The organism is Candidatus Omnitrophota bacterium, assembly GCA_041650805.1.
Lineage (GTDB): Bacteria > Omnitrophota > Gorgyraeia > 2-01-FULL-45-10 > 2-01-FULL-45-10 > JBAZKM01.
The window spans coordinates 1-19,101 of the sequence record JBAZKM010000003.1 but is presented as its reverse complement, the minus strand read 5'-3'; the positions used below and the strand labels follow the sequence as shown (position 1 = coordinate 19,101).

The following is a 19,101-nucleotide window of genomic DNA, read 5'->3' as shown; positions in this document are numbered from 1 at the left end:
GCTCCTTTCTATGTCCCGGATTCCCAACTTTCCAGATATCTCTTCTGCTCTTCCGTCAGGCTGTCTATCCTGATGCCAAGCGACTCAAGTTTAAGCTTCGCCACATCACGATCGATGTGCCCCGGCACTTTATATACCTTCTTCTTCAGGTCCTTGTAATTCTTCGCTATATATTCGCAGCAGAGCGCCTGATCTGCGAAACTCATATCCATGACGCTCGCCGGATGCCCTTCGGCGGCGGCAAGATTGACGAGGCGTCCTTCACCAAGAAGGTTGATGCGCCTTCCGTCCTTCAGCGTATACTCTTCCACTGATTCACGCACCGTCCGTCTCTTCTTCGACAGCTTCGCCAGGGCCGGTATATCTATCTCCACATTGAAGTGTCCGGAATTCGCTATGATCGCGCCGTCCGGCATGAGCTCAAAATGTTCTTTCCGCAGTACGTGCATATCGCCCGTCACGGTTATAAAGACATTGCCGACCTTGCATGCCTCCCTGAGCGAAGTCACATTATAACCGTCCATTACCGCTTCCAGCGCCTTAAGCGGGTCCGTCTCGGCTATGAAGACGTTCGCCCCCATGCCCCTGGCCCGCATGGCAACGCCCCTGCCGCACCAGCCGTATCCGCATACGACAAAATTGGAGCCGGCGAGGAGCATGTTCGTGGCGCGCAGTATGCCGTCGATCGTCGACTGGCCGGTGCCGTACCTGTTGTCGAAGAGGTGCTTGGTATCGGCGTCGTTCACCGCTATTATAGGATAGAGCAGCCTCCCCTCCCGCTCCAGGTTCCTGAGGCGTATGACACCGGTGGTCGTCTCCTCCGTCCCGCCCAATATCTGCCCGACAAGGTCCTTGCGCGTCTTATGTATCGTGGAGACGAGGTCGGCGCCGTCGTCCATAGTTATATCGGGTCCTATGTCCAGGGCGCCGTTGAGATGTTTATAATACGTCCCGGAGCCCTCTCCCTTTATTGAGAATGTGCTTATGCCGAAATCTTTCACGAGTGATGCGGCAACATCATCCTGTGTGCTCAACGGATTTGAGGCGCACAGGGCTACGTGGGCACCGCCCGCCTTTAGCGTGTCCATAAGGTTCGCCGTCTCTGTCGTAACGTGAAGGCAGCACGCCACCTTAAGTCCCTTAAGCGGTCTCTCTTTTTTAAAACGTTTACGCACCAGGCCAAGAACATCCATGTATTCATTTGCCCATTCTATGCGGAGCTTCCCCCTCTTCGCTAAACTCAAATCCTTCACATCATATTTCATGAATTTATCTCCGTTTTCAGCTATCAGCTATTTTACGTATTTCTTGAGATTCTTCGCCTCGTCCGTCGCTTCCCACGTGAACCCGTCTTCTGTCCTTCCGAAGTGGCCGTAAGCGGCAGTACGCCTGAACCTGTTATCCTGCGATTCCCGCAGCTTCAGCTCCGCTATGATCCCGTGAGGGGTGAGCTCAAAGTGGTCTCTTATGATCTTCACTATCTTTTCGTCGCTCAACTTGCCGGTCCCGTAAGTATTGACCATCATGGAGACCGGTTCCGCGCGGCCTATTACATACGCGAGCTGTATCATGAGCTTATCGGCGATCCCTGCGGCAACGAGATTCTTCGCTATGTAGCGCCCCATATAAGCGGCGGAACGGTCAACCTTCGTCGGATCTTTTCCGGAGAATGCGCCTCCGCCGTGCGGGATGGTCCCGCCGTATGTGTCCACTATGATCTTCCGGCCGGTCATTCCCGTATCCGACTGCGGCCCGCCGACGACGAATTTTCCCGTCTGGTTCACATAGTACTTCGTCTCCCTGTCGATATAATCTTTGAGGACCGGCTTTGCCACTTTTTCGATTATCTCCCTGCGGGCCTCTTCCGAGAACATATCGGTCTTCTTGTCGACCACCTCTTCCGTGTGCTGGCAGGCGAGAACCACCGAGGTCACGCGCGCAGGCTTACCGTCGTGATATTCTACCGTGACCTGCGATTTCCCGTCAGGGCCCAGATATTTCAGGATATTCTTCTTTCTCAGTTCCGTGAGCTTCCGGCAGAGTTTGTGCGACAGCATTATAGGGAGCGGCATCAGTTCCGGCGTCTCCCTGCAGGCGTACCCCATCATCATGCCCTGGTCACCCGCTCCGCCCTTATCGACGCCCATAGATATATCGGGCGACTGCGTGTGGATGGCATTGAGTATCGCGCATGTGTGATAATCGAATCCGTACTTGGGATGGGTATAACCTATATCCCTCAAAAGGTCCCTGCACATCTTGTGTATATCTACGTACGCGGTAGTGGTTATCTCACCGCCTATTATTATAAGCCCCATGGTGACATAGGTCTCGCACGCTACGCGGCCGGCCGGGTCCTGGCTTAAGACGCTGTCCAGAACGGCATCGGATACCTGGTCGCAGACCTTATCCGGGTGGCCCTCCGTAACGCTTTCCGAGGTAAAAAGATACTTATTTGCCGCCATATCTAATTCTCCTTTTTTGAATACGTACTGTCCGCCTTCCTGTAAGATTCGATATCTCCTATATCGTACCAATCTTCGGAAAATGTGAACCCGTACACTTTATCGTTCTTTACCATCCAGCTTATGTAATAACCCGGGGCGTCCAGCCGGTCCGAAGTCCTTACATAATCCCTTATAAGCGAGAGCTTCGCCCTGGGGAAATAGTATATCCCCGTAGATATGAGTGCCGACTTCGGATCCTCCGGCTTCTCCTCGAAGTCCGCTACTACCCCGTCATCATCAAGCATAACGACACCGAACTTCCTGGCGGCGGCATCCCTGTCCTTTATATCGTGAACGGCCACAGAGACACCGTCAACTTTTGATGACGCAAAAATACGGAATTTAGCCAGGTCGAAGTCGAAGAGGTTGTCTCCGGCAATGACCAGGAGATCGTCATCGATCGCCTTCTTCTCTATCGCAAGGTATATGTCGCGTATCGCTCCCAGCCTCGTCTCATTCGAAACGGACCCGTCGTCTATCAACTCGACCTTCGCGCCATACCGCGAAGCCTTATGCCAATCCCTGAACTTCCCGAAGAACTTCGCGTTCGTTATTAAATATACCTTGCCTGCGGGCCCGGCACCCTTTACCTTCTCAAGTATCCTGTCTATGATGGTCTTCCCCGCCACCACCAGGAGAGGCTTCGGGTTATCCTGCGTCAGCTCTTTAAGCCGCACCGCGTAGCCGGCGGCTAATATTAAGACGGTCAACTCTTCGCCAGCTCCTTCTTTAGACGGGTGATCCTTTCGACGGGGGTGGGATCCTCTTCGTTCAATATGGCGAGGTAAAAACTGACAAAATCCCCTATATAGACGAGGGATAGCATACGCGCAAGAAGCCCCCCGCCCCTGGACCATACCTCTTTGACCTTTACCCCTTCATCGCTCAATATGCCCCTGGTTATGTCGATCCTCTTCGAGACCCTGGGACTGTCCCCCGCGTCCCTCAATAGTACGACCGCGGAATGTTTTAAAATATTATCCGGGTGCGCCCACCCCACTATCTCATTATGGTTCATCTCCGGGAATAGGTGCGCGGAAGAAAGCGTCTTCGAATTTTCCGCTATCTGGCCCCTCCACCTGGTAACGACAGAATCGATATGGTCCTGCCCGCCGTATATTACCGGGAATAGACCGGCGAGAGAACGCGCCGTCATCTTTGCGATGTTCTTCTTTTCCGGCACGTGACTCCCGAGCTCTTTTTCTCTCAAATCCTCCAGGATAGCTATCGCATCTTCGATATCTTCCGCCTGATCTTTTATTATGCCGGCCTTTGAAAGCAATATGAGGGTGGTGAAAAAAGAATAGCCTACGGCACAACGCGGCTGAAGACCGCCCGGTATGGAGACCATGGGGACGGCGTCGCTCTTGGCCCGGCGGGCCAGTTCGCCGCCGGATGAGATCACCGCTATACGCGCGTTCCTTTTACGGGCATCTTTATATGCGGCCAGCGTCTCCTCCGTGTTCCCTGAATAGCTGGAGACGATGACAAGCGAATGTCCGTCTACGAAGCCCGGAAGGGCATAATTCCTGTTAACGATCACCGGGATACGCGCATCGTCCGCCGCATATGACCGCGCGAGGTCTGCTCCTATCGCCGAGCCGCCGAGGCCCGTGCATACAACATTATTTATGCCGTCCGCAAGACCCGACGGAAGGCTGAATGACCCTCCTATCCGAACGGCTTCCCTGCACTGGAAGGGGAATGACTCTATAGTCCCGATCATATTCGAGCGGTCGTAACGTCCTATTACCTTAATATCGTCGAGAGAGACGGTCCCCATCTATTCTTCGTCCTCCATACCTATAGCCATATCCGGCAGTATCTCCCTGAGCTTCCTCTTCGCGAACTTCTCGACCTCTTTTCCCGTGGAGAGCGTGAGCGCCTCTTCCGCTATTTTTTTTGCCTGCTCCATGCTCACGGAACGTATTATCTGTTTTATCTCCGGGATATTTATAGGCGAGGTGCTGAATTCGTCCAGGCCGAGCCCGAGGAGTATAAGGGTCATGTTTATATATCCCGCCATCTCTCCGCACATGCCCACCCAGACGCCGGCCTTATGGCCGTTGTCTATTATGCTCTTTATGAGCATCAACACGGCCGGGTGCGCCGGTTCATAAAGGTAAGCGATCTTCTCGTTAACCCTGTCTACGGCAAGGGCATACTGGATAAGATCGTTGGTGCCTATAGAGAAGAAATCGACTTCCTTGGCCAGTATGTGGCTTACCAGGGCGGCTGAAGGGACCTCTATCATGGCGCCGACCTCTATATCTTCATTGAACGGTATCGACTCCTTCTTCAGGGACCTCTTCGCTTCTTCGAGCAGCGCGTTCGCCTGCCTTAGCTCATCGAGGCCGGAGATCATCGGGTACATGACCTTCAGATTCCCGTATACGGATGCGCGCAGGATGGCCCTGAGCTGCACCTTGAAGATATCGGGTCTCGCCAGGCAGAACCTTATGGCGCGCCAGCCCAGGAACGGGTTCATCTCATGCGGCACTTCGAATTGCGAAAGGAATTTGTCCCCTCCCAGGTCAAGCGTCCTGACGACTATGGGCTGCGGTTTTATCTTACGCGCGACCGCCGAATACGCCTTGAACTGCTCATCTTCTTTCGGCAGGTCCTTTCTGTTCATATAGAAATATTCTGTCCTGTAGAGTCCTATGCCCTGGGCGCCGTGGGCAAGGACCGACACGACGTCTTCCGGCACCTCTATGTTTGCCGCGAGGTCTATCTTCTTCCCGTCAAGCGTGACGCAAGGCAGGTCTTTCAGTTCCTGGAGGCGGTGCTCGAACGCTATATATCTCTGCCTTTCCTGCTCATACTTTTTAAGCGTCTTCGGCGAAGGATTTATGACGACCACGCCGTGCGTCCCGTCTACGATTATCGGATTACCGTTCCCTACCTTCTTTGTGACCACCTCCAGCCCGACCACTGCCGGTATTTCAAGGGACTTGGCCATTATGGCCGTGTGGGACGTCCGGCCGCCGATATCGGTGGCGAACCCTATCACGTTCGTCTTGTGCATGGTCGCGGTATCGGAAGGAGACAGGTCGTACGCGACGACCACGACCTTTTCTTTGACATTCGTGAGCGCGTCTTCCTTGGCGCCTATAAGGTTCCTGAGTATACGCCTGCCGACATCGTTTATATCGCTTATACGTTCTTTCAGGTACTCGTCATCCATCTCGGAAAATACCTTGATATATCTCTTGAGGACATCCTGGAAGATGTATTCTATGGAGTGCCTGTCTTTTTTAAGCTTTGCTATGACCTCCTCTATTAGCATGCTGTCTTCTATGACGAGAAGATGGGCGCTGAATATCTGGCCGTGTTCCGTGCCTATATCGTCCGATATCCTTTTCTTTATCTCGAGTATCTCCTGCTTAGTCTGGATGAGCGCATCCTTGAAACGTTTTATCTCATTCTGTATCTGCTCTTCATTTATTATGCGCCTGGGTATCGAATACTGCTCCCTGCCGAAAAGAAAGACCTTTCCTATGGTAACGCCCGGAGATGCCGGGATACCTTTCAGGATCAGTTCTTTATCCTTCACCTTTTCGCTCTCCTTCAAAGTATCGAATCCTCCATATCGCTCAAGAGCAGGTTCTCAAGCTCCGTGATCGCCTGTTCGGCGTCGTCGCCCGTGGCGACGATAGTCACCTTTGAGCCCCTCCCCGCCTCAAGCATCATTATGCCCATGATCGATTTCCCGTTCACTTTATCCTTGCCTTTCGTGACCGTGATATCGCTGTCGAATTTGTTCGCTATCTGGACAAAGAGGGCCGCCGGCCTGGCGTGCAGGCCCTGTTTATTTCTTATAACGATCGTCTTCTCTACCGTCATCCCGGTCCCTATCTCGCTTTCTTGATGCTCGTCACAAGGTCCACTATTATCTTTGCCAGTTTAACGGCATCGTGCCTGACATAATCCCTGATGGTGACTATATGGGCTTCGATCACCTTGCACTTCATCTTCTTGAGGTTCTCGGAATCCGGGACCACAGGATAAGCCTCTTCATCTTTATACTTTTTCAGTATTTCGGGCGGTATCTTTGCCGTGTTCATGATACAGTATTCGACGATCCCCGGCGTCGTATGCTCTATGATCGCCTTCAGGTGGTCGCTCGCCTTGTAGTCATCGGTCTCGCCCTTCTGTGTCATGACATTGCACACGTACATCTTCAACGCCTTCGAGGATAGGATCTCCTGGTAGATCTTGCCGACAAGAAGGTTCGGCATTATGCTGGTGTAGAGGCTTCCCGGACCCAGCACTATGGCGTCGGCCCTCTTTATGGCCTCGACCGCTTCGTCGGTCGGCCTGCAGTTCACCGGACGCAGGAATATCCTCCTGATGGGGCTCTTCGCTTTCGGGATCTGGCTCTCTCCCACCGTTTCGGAGCCGTCTTCGTGCTTTGCCATAAGCGTCACCTTTTCCAGCGTGGAAGGGAGGACGCTCCCCCGTATGGCAAGCACCTTGCTCGATTCCTTTATAGCCGCGTCAAAGTTGCCGGCCACTTTCGACATAGCCGTTATGAAGAGATTGCCGAAGCTGTGGCCGCTCAGTTCCGTGCCTTCGCCGAACCTGAACTGGAAGAGTTTGCCCATGAGCGGTTCCGCGTCGGCCAGGGCGACGAGGCAGTTCCTTATATCGCCGGGCGGCAGCACGTCGAAATCCTCCCTGAGACGGCCGGATGATCCGCCGTCATCCGCCACGGTGACGATGGCGGTGATATTGCTCGTATACTCTTTAAGGCCGTGCAGAAGAGTGGAGAGCCCGGTCCCCCCGCCGATCACCACGATCCTCGGCCCCCTCTCCAGTATGCGCTTCTGGTATACCTTATCGACGAGGGTGTCCATATGCTGGGGCAACAGGATGGTGACGAAAGATTTTATGATCCTCTTTACACCGGTGATCACGGATAGTATACCGAATATGATGACGGTTGCGGCGAATGTCTTATTCCGCGAACTCTGCTCCAATATGACCATGACGAACCCCATGGATATCATGATGATCCCGAAGACCGTCAAAAGGATCCATCGTTTTACCCACATGCCGGGGTATAACCACTTGAACGCCTTAAGTATTTTCATCTTTTCATCTTTTCAGCTTTCAGCCGCTGTTAGCTGACGGCTGATGACTGATAGCTGATAGCTAAATCAGTACTTCTTCGCGTCTTCTTCCTGAATGATATGGAGCACCTCTTTTTCATCTTTCGCCTTCCTGAGAAGCTCCCTGAAATACTTATCCTTGAGCATACGGGATATTCTGGCGAGCGCCTTTAGGTGAGGTCCCGCGGATTCTTCCGGGGCCAGCAGTAGGAAGAATATATATACCGCCTCTCCGTCCAGAGAATCGAAATTGACACCCTTCTGTGAAAGCCCGAACGCCGCTACCAGTTCCTTCACGTTCTGTGACTTGGCATGCGGTATGCCTATCCCCTGTCCTATGCCGGTGGAACCGAGCGATTCGCGCGCCAGGAGGGCCTTTACGAGTTCTTCTTTATTTTTGATCTCTCCGGCCTTCGAAAGGAGGTCGACAAGTTCGCGTATCACGCCTTCCTTGTCGGCCGCCTTGAGGTTCGTAGCAATGGCCTTTTTGTTCAAAAACTCCATGATCTTCATAGAAATAACGCCTCCTTGCTGTTTTGTCTAGATACAAGGTCGCGAAAGCGACACCTATGTAAAGGGGTAAAGATCTTAAGAGAAGGGGGGGGAAACATTCCCCTGTGAAAATTTTGCCTCCTATCCTTAATCTCTACGAAGCTCAAAGCTGAAAAGCTTTGAGCGAAGTAGGATGGAGCGGCGGATGGGTTTCGAACCCACGACATCCAGCTTGGCAAGCTGGCATTCTACCACTGAATTACCGCCGCCTGTAAATTTCTCCTGAAATTTACGTCCTTAGAGCGAAACAATAAATTATGAATTTTCTCTGAAAATTCATAATTTGAAAGAGTGCTCTAAGGAAAAACCGTACTGTAAATTTCTCCTGAAATTAAAAAAATCTTATTTATATTCCCGCACATAAGCATTGCAAAAATCTCTTCGATATTTTTGCAATATGTGCGGGAATAGATTTGCCACCCGTAATAGCATGCAAATCTAATGGTGCCCGCGCCAAGAATCGAACTTGGAACCTTGACATTAAGAGTGTCCTGCTCTGCCAATTGAGCTACGCGGGCGCTGTCTATAAACTCCTTAGCCCTGCAAGCGAAATCTCGCCGAAGCATTCTGCCGATTACGCGTTGAATGCGAAGGCGGAAGCTACGCGGGCCACTGAATAACTCCCCTGAATCGCATCAAAGAGCCGATTAGCACAAAAATTGTTGAGGGCTAAACCCGACTATACGCAATACATGCCCGAAATCCGCCGAAGCATCATGCATATCTCTGGTTGAATGCGAAGACGGAAGCTACGCGGCCGTCGCTTATACTGTCAAACAACAGAGATGCTGTTCCCCTCCCTTCACAAGTTATAGATATGTTTTGGGGGACGCTCTGCGCCCCTTCCCTCTAATTCGGGGAAATAAGGACTTTAATTATAGCAAAAGGAAGAAGAAAATGCAATATTCTACTTCGCCATTCAAACCGGATCTATAAAAAATAGCGATGGTGCGGGCGGAGGGATTTGAACCCCCAAGGGTTGCCCCACATGGTCCTAAGCCATGCGTGTCTGCCAATTCCACCACGCCCGCGTCGCTTCGGCCTCGCTGCGACCAACGCGTTATAGCCGGTAACCTTACTGATGCTCTATATCCCTCGCCTAAACGCTCTGAAAATTTCGAAGAAATTTTCAGAGCAGGCTTCGGTATGAATTTGCCTATCGGAAAGCTACAGCAAATTCTATGGCGCGCCTGGGGTGAATCGAACACCCAGCCTACTGGTTCGAAGCCAGCCACTCTATCCGTTTGAGCTACAGGCGCGCAGAACTTGCACGTCTTTACCGGGTTAATTATACCCTAGTACTTTTATCCGTTCAATTACAAAAATATTTAACCTCGGCTAAAGAAATGGTTGACGCAAATGAAGGGAAAGAAGTATAATCCAAAAGACCGATATATACCATATGAGCGAACATATAAATGCTGTAGCGTTGTCGTTGCTTAAGGATCATATAGAGTCTGATAAAACTTTTATATTTGAGGTCTCCAGCAATTATAGTATGAGGCCGTTCTTACGGGTCGGAGACCAGATCGTAACCAGCAAACTGGTGCTAAAGGATCTGTCTCTTGGAGATCTGGTAATATGCAAGCTCAGCAGCCATCTCTATATACATAGATTTCTATACAGATACGGCCCTTTCTTCATAACCAAAGGGGATAACCTGCCGTATATAGACATGCCTTTGCTGTCAGAACGGCTTATAGGCAAGGCGATCGCCGTAAGGAGATGCGGTAAAGAGATGCATTTAGACAATATCGTATGGCGGATTACGAATCATATCCTTGGGGCAGTCTCTATGCTCGAGGCCTATACCGTCAAAATATTGCGTTTTATAAAAAGGACACTTATATCGCCCTGAGACACGCTGGCTTATCTTGGGACTTTCATAAACGCCTTATGGACTATCCCCGGGATCTTATCCAATCCGGCATCGTTGTATGTAAGCTCAAAATAGCCGGCATCCTGAGTAATATTGTATAGAGCCCAGAACATATTCTCTATATCGGCCCTAGTATAGCTTGTCAGGTCATTATAAAATAATCTGTCCAGCGCCCCTTTCCCGGGAATCTTTTTTATGGCGGTCTCCGCATGCGCCTTATATTTCGGGAATATCACCATCTTACACCTGTAATCTTCCGTTCTATCGGCCTTGGGATAAAAGGAGCCCAGGGAGAGACGACGCTTCCCGCCGTAACGGTAATCTTTTAAAGCATATTTATGCAGTTCCGGATACCTTTTGACAGCTGCATCGTTTAAACCCATTTTTGTGGGAAAAGGGAACAGCCGGATACCTCTTTTTGCCGATCTGATAAAACAGTCGTCATCCGTTAAAAGATCGAACCGGTTCCTGGCAAGGGTCAACGCAAGCGTGCTCTTGCCGCTATTCTGCGGACCGCTTATAAGTATACAATCACCGTCCTTACATACTGCGGAGACGTGCAGGAAGAACAATCTATGGCGAGCCAGTATACGGCGCAACGGTTGCATCAGGAGAAAATCAAGGATGTATTCCTTATAAGGTTCCTGAAAATTCAGGACCGTTCCCCTCACCATACCTCGCCCGGGATCGATGACAACCGTCGCTATCCTGTTATCCCCCGAAGATAATAGAGCGCCGTCCCTCCCGATCCTGCTTCTGTGGATCGGGCCGTCGTTTACATCCGGGCGCTTATCGCTGATCTCATCCACGCGGAAGTCCATCTTTATCCGCGGCCCGGAATCGCGGCTCTTCTTAAAATCCAGAAAATTGTCGACCAATTTATAAACACGGCTGCTGTTAGTGTCGACGCTTATAGACAGATACTTATTTGTATATTTACGTCTATATCTCATATCGCCTGCATTACAGGATCACGCTGATCTCGATGTCACGAAATCGAACGTCCTTGCCGCCGCATCTCTGGCCTTTTTGACCAGGCCCATCTTTTTGTAGATCAGGGCTAGCCGGTGATGCGCTCCCATATTCGAGGGATTTGAATAGATGGCTTCTTTAAACTGCTCGACCGCTTTCCCGTATTCATGCATACCGGCCAATGCCGTCCCGATATACGCCGGCTCTAAAAATCTCTTGTCGCGCCTTCCCATCTTTCGAAACTCATCAAGTGCCTTTTTGAAGTCGCCCATTTCAAGATGGTCTATCCCGTTCGCCATGTGCCTGTCTGCGGGTTCGCTGTCTTTAAGGGGGAATCGCAATAGCCCTTTTCCCCATTTTCTCAGGAACCTTTGCCTGTTCCTATGATTCTGCGCCGTGCCACCATCCCTGAAAAGATGATGGTGGATGATCCTGGCCCTGCCGTCATAAACGATCTTATAACCGGCAAGCCTTGTCCTGAGGCAGTAATCTATGTCTTCGTTCTGGCATGGGAAAAACCGCTCGTCGAAGTAACCCACTTTGTCTAAAATACGCCTTCTCATCAGCCAGCATGGCCCTACGAGGGCATCGCACTCCTTTATGTAATCCCGCTGCCCCCTGTCTATCTCACCTATCCCGATGGAATTCAATAACCGTATCCTGTAATCCGCAGACCATATCCTCCCGTCACCGGATAATATCTTACAGCCTACGATACCGGCATCCGGCCTGGCCTTTATCTCTCTCCGCAGTTCTCTTAACCATCCCCCGGTCACTTCTACATCGTCATCCATGAGGCAGATCAATTCGTTACGGGTATTCTTTAATGCTATATTGGCGCCTCCGCTGAAGCCAAGGTTCTTATCGGACCGGATTATATCCACATATTTATTTTTGCGGTGGTAGATATTTAAAAAACCGGATGTACCATCGGTGCATCCATTGTCGACGACAGTTATCCGATAACTTAGGCCTCCGGTATTCCTTACTATCGACCTGAGGCAGCGCTCAAGTTTATCTCTGGCATCATATGTAATTATGATAATGTCTATCTGCGAAGCCATCCTTCGGCCCTTCCTGCACATATACCCGCGCTCCTTATAGAAATTAAATATATCACAGGGTTGTATAAAATGCTATAATTACCGGGATGTCCGTCCGGGTATAGAAAAATTTTTCAAAAAGAGGCAAATTTGTCTTACGAAGAACGACTCGTCGTGCTATGTGCCAGGATCAAGACTGACGACCGGATAAGATCGGAAATAAGAGACCTTCTCGGTCAACATATTGACTGGCAAAAGGTTGCAGATATTGCTTCCTATCATCATATAAAACCCCTTGTCTATTATCACCTCGGCAAGATAGACCCTTCCGTTATGCCCGCCGGCCTGCACGCCGGGGCAGAGATCGATCACATCATAACAAGAAACCTTTTCCTGTCGGAAGAGTTCAGGCGCATAGCATCGGGCCTTAAGCAGGCGGGCGTCAGGGTGATGCCTCTGAAGGGTATATTTTTCATCAACACCTTATACGAAAATTTGCCGTTGCGGTATATGTACGATATCGACATCCTGGTCCGTAACGAGGATCTGCCGTCCGTTGAGAGATACATTCTGGGATCGGGCTATGCGCCGGCAGAAGAGGTATCGAGCCCTGAAACCGCTAAGCAACTCAGATATCGCCGCGATAATGCGTTCCATTTCAGGTATGAAAAAAATGATCCCCTATCATCCATGCCCGTCATATTGGAGGTGCATCGCGATCTCTTCCCTCCGTCCAGGAGCAGAAAGGCCTTGTTGCCGGGTATATTGACGGGGGCAAAAGATACGGAGATCGGCGATGCCTGTGTCCTGGCCATGGCCGCGGAAGACCTCCTGATCTACCTGTGCATAAAACAGTTCTCCGACCATCCGTACTCCCCCCGGCTGAGAGGCCTTTGCGATATATCGGAGTCGTTAAAGTACTTCGGCGGAAACATCGACTGGGATAAGATGGTGAAAAACTCGGTAAGGTATGACGCTGCTCCCATGGTGTACTATGCGCTCGGCCTGGCAGGCGACTTATTGATGCCGGGAGAAGCGATGGTCCCGGCAGGTGTCATGCACGGCCTCAGCCCGTCTATTCTAAAGAAGACCGTTCTAGGACAATCCATAAATAAAGAACGGTTCTTCTCTGTAATAGATGAAAAGAGACCGATAATTCACCTCATCAACACCTATATATTTGAGCTGATGTCCGTCAGGGGCATAATGGATATCTTAAGGCTGGCCCGGACAGTTCTATACAATAAAGACTTTTACTACTACAGGATATTGGGATCACCCGGATATAAGAGATGGCCCCTATATTTGCTTCGCCTTCTGCAGGCACCTTTTCTTCTCATGAAATTGTTAGCGAAAACGCTGCGCCGGCATTCTTAATAGCTGGTCAGGCTGCCGACCTTTTTACTGTGCAGAAAAGCCCTCTTGAATATATATATGCCCGCCGGAAATAAGATCGCGGCAAAAATAGCCAATACCCCAATATCCCCGTAAACAGAACCGGCAGAATTGCCTCCGAGCGCATTCCGGATAGCTCGCAGCGAATATGTTGCCGGGAGGATCGACGATATCTTCTGCAGCCATCCAGGCAAAGCCTCTACGGGAAAGTAGACCCCGCTTAAAAACAGTGACGGGACATATAACGCCTTCTTCAGAAGGTCGCCTTTCTTAAAAACTATCAATAGGGCAGCCGAAGTTATCCCCAACCCGGCAAACGCTACCATAGAGACCAATGTCACTGTCAGAACGAGCGGATAGTTCGCCGCGGATATACGGGCCCCGAATATCAAAATCCCTATGATAAAATATAAAAAAACGTTCAGGAAGGCATATAGCTGGGGCCATAACGAGGAAAAGAATAGTATCTGGAATATACCGGTCGGTGTCGCAAGCGCAACTTCCAGCGTTCCGGAATAGAATTCATTCTGAAGCATATCGGAAAAGCAGTATAGCCAGGTGTAAAGGAAACCGGCATAGGCCATGCCGATCAGAAAAAATGTGAAGAGCCCTCCTCCATAAAACCCGAACCTCTGCTCCTGATCCTGTCCCAACATTTTCGTTAAAAAATAAAAAAATGCTAACCCCAAAACAATGTCAAATATGACTATAAAGAATTGCAAAGGATAATTTTTTTGGATTATGAAACTCTTCTTTATGAATGCGGCGGCTTTTATAAAAAAATTCAACTCTTCCCTCCGTCCACTGTTCTGACCAACAGGTCATAGAGACCCGTACGCCCGGAGCCGGCGAATTCCCCGATCATCCCACAGATCTTTATCTCACCCGAATCCATCACAGCAACGCGATCGCAGATATCTTCGGCCTCGTCGAGCTGATGGGTAGCCAGGAAGACCGTCTTTCTCTTCTCTCCAGAAAGGAACTCCCTCACAAATCTCCTGAATCTCCGCGCCTCTATCGGGTCCAGCCCTTTTGTAGGCTCATCCATGAAGATTATTTCCGGATCATTGAGCAGACCGCGGGCAACGGCCAATCTCTGTTTCATACCCGAAGAGTATTTCTCGAACCACACATCGGCATCGTTACTCAGCCCGACCGTCTTCAGCAATCCGCCTATCTTCACTCTGGCAGGGGAGGGATGGATGCCGTGCAAAGCTGCAAAAAACTCAAGGTTCTGCCTGCCGGTCAGGCGATGGTAAAAACTTCTCTCTCCCGGGTAGATCAGGCTTATAGATCCTTTTATCTTCTTCTCTTCTCTCAGGCCGTAGCCGTTAACGAATAACTCCCCTTTCGACGGCGTGATCAACGTCGTAAGCATCTTTATAAGGGTGGTCTTCCCCGCGCCGTTCGGTCCGAGGAGACCAAAGGCCTCCCCCTTGCGGACAGATAAGGTCACATTATTTACTGCTGTTAAGCACCGCCTCCCGAAGATGCCCCGGCGGTGGAAAAAATGCTTTGTCAGATCTTTTGCGTTTATCGCGTCCATACCGGTGTCTCTTTGTGCTGCCGGTAGCGGCAGCATGCCGATCATTGCCATGTCTTGCCTGCAATAAGCTTTGTGAACCTGCAAAATTCTTTCGGCCTCTTAAAGAGGTCCCCATGTTCCGCAAGGGCAAGCCCCGGATCCCAGCAGCAGTTAAGGAGATATTTACAACCTGAACATTCAAAATCCGATAAGCTCAGGCCTCGAAGCCAATTCAATTTCTCCGACTTATCCCATATGTCGGAAAGAGAGTCCCTTCTTAAATCCCCCACCTCTACCCGCATGTTTATGCCGGGATAGACTTTCCCGTCCGAAGAGATGAAGATGTGCCCTCTCCCCATGCGGGTCGCGTAAAGACGCTTTTTGCTGTAATGCCTTAGCCGCTTATTCCTATCCATATAGGGTAAGAGGCCGAGGGAATACGCCTCTCTCATCTGCCCGTCTTTGACACGGTATCCGGTGGGGACCTTAGAGCCCGATTCATTCGGCCTTATGAGAAAATCCATGACCACCTTCCATCGCCGCCTCTTTGCCATCTCTCTGATCAAAGGTAACTCTCTGAAATTGTTGCGCATTACCATACACGCAATGTTGAAACGTATCCTGTTCTTTTTTAAATTGTCGATAGCCCGTACCGTCCTTTCAAAAGAACCTTTAAGCCGGGTGATCGAATCATGCATCCCGGCGGTAGCCCCATACAGGCTTATCTGCATATTCAGGGGATTTATCACCTTTAAATACTTTACATTTGTTTCGTCTATCAGGGTGCCGTTTGAAAGTATTCTTATGGCAAATCCCTTCCCTTTGGCAAAATCCAATATATCGAAAAAATCTTCTCTCAGCATTGCCTCTCCGCCGGTGAATATTAACGTCAGGCAATTTAACTTTTTGAGTTCAGATATGACGGACTTAATTTCGCCTGTGTGTAACTCGCTCTTCGGTTCTTTGCAGACCAGGCAATGCACACAATTTTCATTACACCTGCTCGTCAGCCCGATCTGCGCAGAAAATAAGGAAAGGCCTTTATCCAACTTTGAAAACAGGTATGAGGGGCTGGTCGTCTTCATATATCCGGGCATTCTCATGCTAAAGGCTCACTACTGCAGCGTTGCCAGGCGGTATCACACCGAATATCTGTTTGATCTTCTTATACTTTTTCAGCACAGGTTTTTCGTACCTGTTCTTATCTTCTTTGTCCTTTTGCCTTTTCCCGGTTCTCATATCATCCCGCCGCCTATCCTGCCGGCTCCAGAAAATTATGCTTTTTGAGCTCCAGGATAAAGTCGCTTACGTCTTTCTCTATTAAGGAGTATTCCATTCCGTAACTCTCCGCTAATTTAACGGTTATTTCATCCAATGGCCGTGAATCAAGCATGTTGCACCAGATAAAAGAGCCTATTTTATTCAGGTGAAATACATTGCGGGAAGTCATGTCCGCCACATTGGTCTCATTCAGGCGGCCTCCCCATATGACGCCTTTCGGGATCTTCATCTTGGACCCATCCAGGTCCTCGACAGCGCTGAAACCCCTCTCTGCCGTCATATCCATCATCTCCTCTTTAAATCTTTTAAAGACAGGCCTATACTTTTCACTCCTATATCCTGCGATGAAACTTATCTCTCCGAATAATGCAGATACGGCATAGAGAAGCCCTTTAACGACGGTTAAAAATATGTTGTCCGCGGTAGCCCCCTTCCCAACGTATAATAGAAACAATATTTGCGGGTAGAGCACCATATTTATACCCGTGCAGAACATCTTATTTATAAAATAGTACTTCTTTTTCATAAAACCGTTGGTCTGCCCTTTACGATATCCGATCCTGCATACATCTTTTATGGTCAATTTCGAATCATGGTAGACGATCGCGGAATCGACATACTTCAAATGATACCCCGCCAGATGCAATCGCCATGACAGGTCTACATCTTCTCCGTTCAATTCCAATTGGGCCGTTTCGTCAAAAAATCCCACTCTCGACAATGATCTCCTTTTAAAGATCACGTTCCCGGTAAATGCCCTTGGCAGATTGGACCTGTTACATTCTATGAATCGTTCGTGAGGCGTGAGTGGAGTGCTTAGCCGTTTATTGTCTTTATCCAGCACCGATATCTTTCCTCCGCAGCCGCCGACCCTCGGGTGGTCAAAACCTCCGAGCAGCTCCCGTAGCCAGTTTTCATCCGCGACCGAATCGCTGTCGATAAATGCAACGTACTCACCGGAGGAATTCCTGATACCCAGGTTTCTGGAGGCGGAGATGGAAGGCCTCTCCAGATAGAGATATTTAACCGGATAGGACCGGATAACCTGAGCCGTTTTATCCGTAGACCCGTTGTCGACGACGATCACCTCGAACCGGTCTTCGCCTATGGCCTGGTCCAATATAGATTCCAAGCACGGGCCTATATACCTCTCTCTGTTGCGGACAGGCACGATCACGGATATCTCTTTCATAACGCTTGTATCAACCCCTCCCTCTCCAGGTCATTGATAAGTTCAAGGAGGTCGCCTTTCAACCTTGACTTTGATAATCGATACTCGGCCTCAAAATAATCCAGTATCTCGTCCGTGGTCTTTCCGACAGCCATCATCTTCCATATCTCCGTCCCCACTCCATTTAAACTGTAATAATATCCGCTATCCAGGTTAAGTATAACCGCCTCGTTATCTATTACCCTGTAGGTCACTTTGTCCTTATCGATCCTGTATTTCCTGGCCAGCGGCATGTCGTCCCTTTGCTCAATATTTCAGGTCATCCCTTGCTGCTCCATATCCGGGTCGCAAGGGGTTGCTTAATATTTCTCCGTATCCTTGCATAAACTCATATCGTCTTTAAAGCAGGACGTCTCGGCTGTCCTTATGCCCAGCAACTTCTCGCAGCGATATTCATGTATCACGGTCTTTATTATAGAAACGCGGACATTAAAAGATCGGATCATGCCGGTACAAAGATGCTTGACCTCCCTGAGTATCTTATGCACCAGAAGACCTTTAATCTTTACCATATCGACCCTTCGAGGCAAGGAAAGACACCCATATACTCACCTCATAGAGCGCTAACATCGGCACGGCCATGAGGAGCATGTTAAAGATATCGGTCGTAGGCGTTATTACCGCCGCTGCGAGGGCTATCATTATTACCGCCCACCCGAATTTTCTGCGCAGGAGGCCGGCATCTATTATCCCTGCCCTGGTAAGGAGAAAGCTCAATACGGGCATCTCAAATACAATACCGGAACATGCCGTTATGGCTATGACGAACGAGATATACTTATCGGCCGATATGACCGGCTCCAGGTCCTCGAGGGCAAAACCGAGAAGGAACCTGAGCGCGTTAGGCAGTAACGCAAAATAGGCAAAAGAGCATCCGGCCAGGAAAGCGAGCGAGCAGAGTAAGACAAAATGGGCGGTATATCTCCTGAGACGGTCCTCTATCGCCGGGGCAGCGAAGGCCCAGCACTGGTACGCGATGACGGGCAATGCCGCCAGGAAACCGGCAAAGAAGGCGACCTTCATATAGATCATGAACGCCTCTTCGGGGCCGAAGAAGGCGAGCTTATCAACGACCCCGGCCATGGGCAGCTTGAGTATCCTGAATATATGGGCAGAAAAAGGCAGGCATATGAGCGTGGTGATTATGAGAGCGGCGAGAGATATGATGATACGTTTCCTGAGCTCTTCCAGGTGCCCGAGAAAGGGGAGTTCCCGTTCCATATCATCAGCTACTTCTGCTCTTTGTGCCCGTTATCGGAGTCCGGATCTTTCAGCGACTTTTTGAACTCGTTTATCGTCTTGCCGAGCGCTTTGCCGATCTCCGGGAGCTTGGCGGCCCCGAATACGAGAAGGCAGATCAGGAATATTATGAGCAGCTCCTGTATACCCAATCCGAATATCCTCATATCAAAACTCCTTTTTAAGATTCTATCATACCAAGACGAGAAAAGGTAGCGTAAAATCTTTCGTCCCCCTGCCGCACTCAGGGTCCTGTTCACGGCCTGAATTTTTTCGCCGTGCACTGCGGTTTACGTCTCGCGAATTTGCAGGAATTCCCTCGGCCTTTGTGTCAATAACCCGTTACTTGATAAATCCCCTTTG

General features: G+C 50.0%; 21 protein-coding genes and 4 tRNA genes. 2 read left to right on the top strand and 23 right to left on the bottom strand.

The window, feature by feature from the left end; genetic code table 11:
- Positions 1 to 8: 8 nt before the first annotated feature.
- The 12 genes from ahcY to WC515_02635 form a co-directional block, all read right to left on the bottom strand.
- On the bottom strand, positions 9 to 1,265 hold the full coding sequence (ahcY, locus tag WC515_02690) for an adenosylhomocysteinase (GenBank protein MFA5146270.1): 1,257 nt from the start codon (positions 1,263 to 1,265) through the stop codon (positions 9 to 11).
- Between the two features lie 27 nt (positions 1,266 to 1,292).
- On the bottom strand, positions 1,293 to 2,465 hold the full coding sequence (gene metK / locus WC515_02685) for a methionine adenosyltransferase (GenBank protein MFA5146269.1): 1,173 nt from the start codon (positions 2,463 to 2,465) through the stop codon (positions 1,293 to 1,295).
- Between the two features lie 2 nt (positions 2,466 to 2,467).
- Complete coding sequence (locus tag WC515_02680; protein ID MFA5146268.1) at positions 2,468 to 3,217, bottom strand: nucleotidyltransferase family protein; 750 nt, start codon at positions 3,215 to 3,217, stop codon at positions 2,468 to 2,470.
- Positions 3,214 to 4,290 (bottom strand): bifunctional phosphoglucose/phosphomannose isomerase, encoded by a 1,077-nt coding sequence (locus WC515_02675; GenBank protein ID MFA5146267.1) that lies wholly within the window; start codon positions 4,288 to 4,290, stop codon positions 3,214 to 3,216. Before WC515_02675 ends, WC515_02680 begins: the two co-directional genes overlap by 4 nt.
- Complete coding sequence (gene ptsP, locus WC515_02670) at positions 4,291 to 6,045, bottom strand: phosphoenolpyruvate--protein phosphotransferase (protein MFA5146266.1); 1,755 nt, start codon at positions 6,043 to 6,045, stop codon at positions 4,291 to 4,293.
- A 32-nt stretch (positions 6,046 to 6,077) separates the two neighbouring features.
- Positions 6,078 to 6,353 carry an HPr family phosphocarrier protein gene (locus tag WC515_02665; protein ID MFA5146265.1) on the bottom strand — a complete coding sequence of 92 codons (276 nt, stop codon included), beginning with the start codon at positions 6,351 to 6,353 and terminating at the stop codon, positions 6,078 to 6,080.
- Positions 6,354 to 6,361: 8 nt separating this feature from the next.
- On the bottom strand, positions 6,362 to 7,603 hold the full coding sequence (locus tag WC515_02660; GenBank protein ID MFA5146264.1) for a YvcK family protein: 1,242 nt from the start codon (positions 7,601 to 7,603) through the stop codon (positions 6,362 to 6,364).
- Positions 7,604 to 7,669: 66 nt separating this feature from the next.
- Positions 7,670 to 8,134: a PTS sugar transporter subunit IIA gene (locus WC515_02655; protein ID MFA5146263.1), complete on the bottom strand. Its 465-nt coding sequence runs from the start codon at positions 8,132 to 8,134 to the stop codon at positions 7,670 to 7,672.
- Between the two features lie 173 nt (positions 8,135 to 8,307).
- Positions 8,308 to 8,382: transfer RNA gene (locus WC515_02650), tRNA-Gly, on the bottom strand.
- Between the two features lie 233 nt (positions 8,383 to 8,615).
- A tRNA-Lys gene (locus WC515_02645) sits at positions 8,616 to 8,691 on the bottom strand.
- A gap of 428 nt (positions 8,692 to 9,119) precedes the next feature.
- Positions 9,120 to 9,204, bottom strand: a tRNA-Leu gene (locus WC515_02640).
- Between the two features lie 151 nt (positions 9,205 to 9,355).
- A tRNA-Arg gene (locus WC515_02635) sits at positions 9,356 to 9,432 on the bottom strand.
- A 239-nt stretch (positions 9,433 to 9,671) separates the two neighbouring features.
- Here WC515_02635 and WC515_02630 point away from each other — a divergent pair.
- Positions 9,672 to 10,031 carry a S24/S26 family peptidase gene (locus WC515_02630; protein MFA5146262.1) on the top strand — a complete coding sequence of 120 codons (360 nt, stop codon included), beginning with the start codon at positions 9,672 to 9,674 and terminating at the stop codon, positions 10,029 to 10,031.
- Between the two features lie 11 nt (positions 10,032 to 10,042).
- On the opposite strand, the gene WC515_02625 is transcribed toward WC515_02630, so the two are convergent.
- Together WC515_02625 and WC515_02620 are read right to left on the bottom strand one after the other, a co-directional pair.
- Positions 10,043 to 11,005: a hypothetical protein gene (locus WC515_02625; GenBank protein ID MFA5146261.1), complete on the bottom strand. Its 963-nt coding sequence runs from the start codon at positions 11,003 to 11,005 to the stop codon at positions 10,043 to 10,045.
- Positions 11,006 to 11,023: 18 nt separating this feature from the next.
- Positions 11,024 to 12,088, bottom strand: a complete 1,065-nt coding sequence (locus tag WC515_02620; GenBank protein MFA5146260.1) for a glycosyltransferase — start codon at positions 12,086 to 12,088, stop codon at positions 11,024 to 11,026.
- A gap of 153 nt (positions 12,089 to 12,241) precedes the next feature.
- Here WC515_02620 and WC515_02615 point away from each other — a divergent pair, with 153 nt between their 5' ends.
- Positions 12,242 to 13,444, top strand: coding sequence for a nucleotidyltransferase family protein (locus WC515_02615; protein ID MFA5146259.1), 1,203 nt, complete (start codon positions 12,242 to 12,244; stop codon positions 13,442 to 13,444).
- On the opposite strand, the gene WC515_02610 is transcribed toward WC515_02615, so the two are convergent.
- From WC515_02610 to tatA, 9 genes are all read right to left on the bottom strand, one after another.
- The gene (locus WC515_02610; GenBank protein ID MFA5146258.1) at positions 13,441 to 14,250 is read right to left on the bottom strand and encodes an ABC transporter permease; all 810 of its coding nucleotides are present in this window, start codon (positions 14,248 to 14,250) and stop codon (positions 13,441 to 13,443) included. The genes WC515_02615 and WC515_02610 overlap by 4 nt on opposite strands.
- Positions 14,247 to 15,008 carry an ABC transporter ATP-binding protein gene (locus WC515_02605; protein ID MFA5146257.1) on the bottom strand — a complete coding sequence of 254 codons (762 nt, stop codon included), beginning with the start codon at positions 15,006 to 15,008 and terminating at the stop codon, positions 14,247 to 14,249. The genes WC515_02610 and WC515_02605 overlap by 4 nt, the downstream gene beginning before the upstream one ends.
- A 41-nt stretch (positions 15,009 to 15,049) precedes the next feature.
- Positions 15,050 to 16,072, bottom strand: coding sequence for a radical SAM protein (locus tag WC515_02600; GenBank protein MFA5146256.1), 1,023 nt, complete (start codon positions 16,070 to 16,072; stop codon positions 15,050 to 15,052).
- A 19-nt stretch (positions 16,073 to 16,091) separates the two neighbouring features.
- Positions 16,092 to 16,226, bottom strand: a complete 135-nt coding sequence (locus tag WC515_02595) for a hypothetical protein (protein MFA5146255.1) — start codon at positions 16,224 to 16,226, stop codon at positions 16,092 to 16,094.
- Between the two features lie 13 nt (positions 16,227 to 16,239).
- Positions 16,240 to 17,460, bottom strand: a complete 1,221-nt coding sequence (locus tag WC515_02590; protein MFA5146254.1) for a PqqD family peptide modification chaperone — start codon at positions 17,458 to 17,460, stop codon at positions 16,240 to 16,242.
- On the bottom strand, positions 17,457 to 17,732 hold the full coding sequence (locus tag WC515_02585) for a PqqD family protein (GenBank protein MFA5146253.1): 276 nt from the start codon (positions 17,730 to 17,732) through the stop codon (positions 17,457 to 17,459). Before WC515_02585 ends, WC515_02590 begins: the two co-directional genes overlap by 4 nt.
- A 66-nt stretch (positions 17,733 to 17,798) precedes the next feature.
- Positions 17,799 to 18,011 (bottom strand): hypothetical protein, encoded by a 213-nt coding sequence (locus WC515_02580; protein ID MFA5146252.1) that lies wholly within the window; start codon positions 18,009 to 18,011, stop codon positions 17,799 to 17,801.
- On the bottom strand, positions 17,998 to 18,720 hold the full coding sequence (tatC, locus tag WC515_02575; GenBank protein ID MFA5146251.1) for a twin-arginine translocase subunit TatC: 723 nt from the start codon (positions 18,718 to 18,720) through the stop codon (positions 17,998 to 18,000). The genes WC515_02580 and tatC overlap by 14 nt, the downstream gene beginning before the upstream one ends.
- An 8-nt stretch (positions 18,721 to 18,728) precedes the next feature.
- On the bottom strand, positions 18,729 to 18,905 hold the full coding sequence (gene tatA, locus WC515_02570; protein MFA5146250.1) for a twin-arginine translocase TatA/TatE family subunit: 177 nt from the start codon (positions 18,903 to 18,905) through the stop codon (positions 18,729 to 18,731).
- Between the last annotated feature and the right edge of the window lie 196 nt (positions 18,906 to 19,101).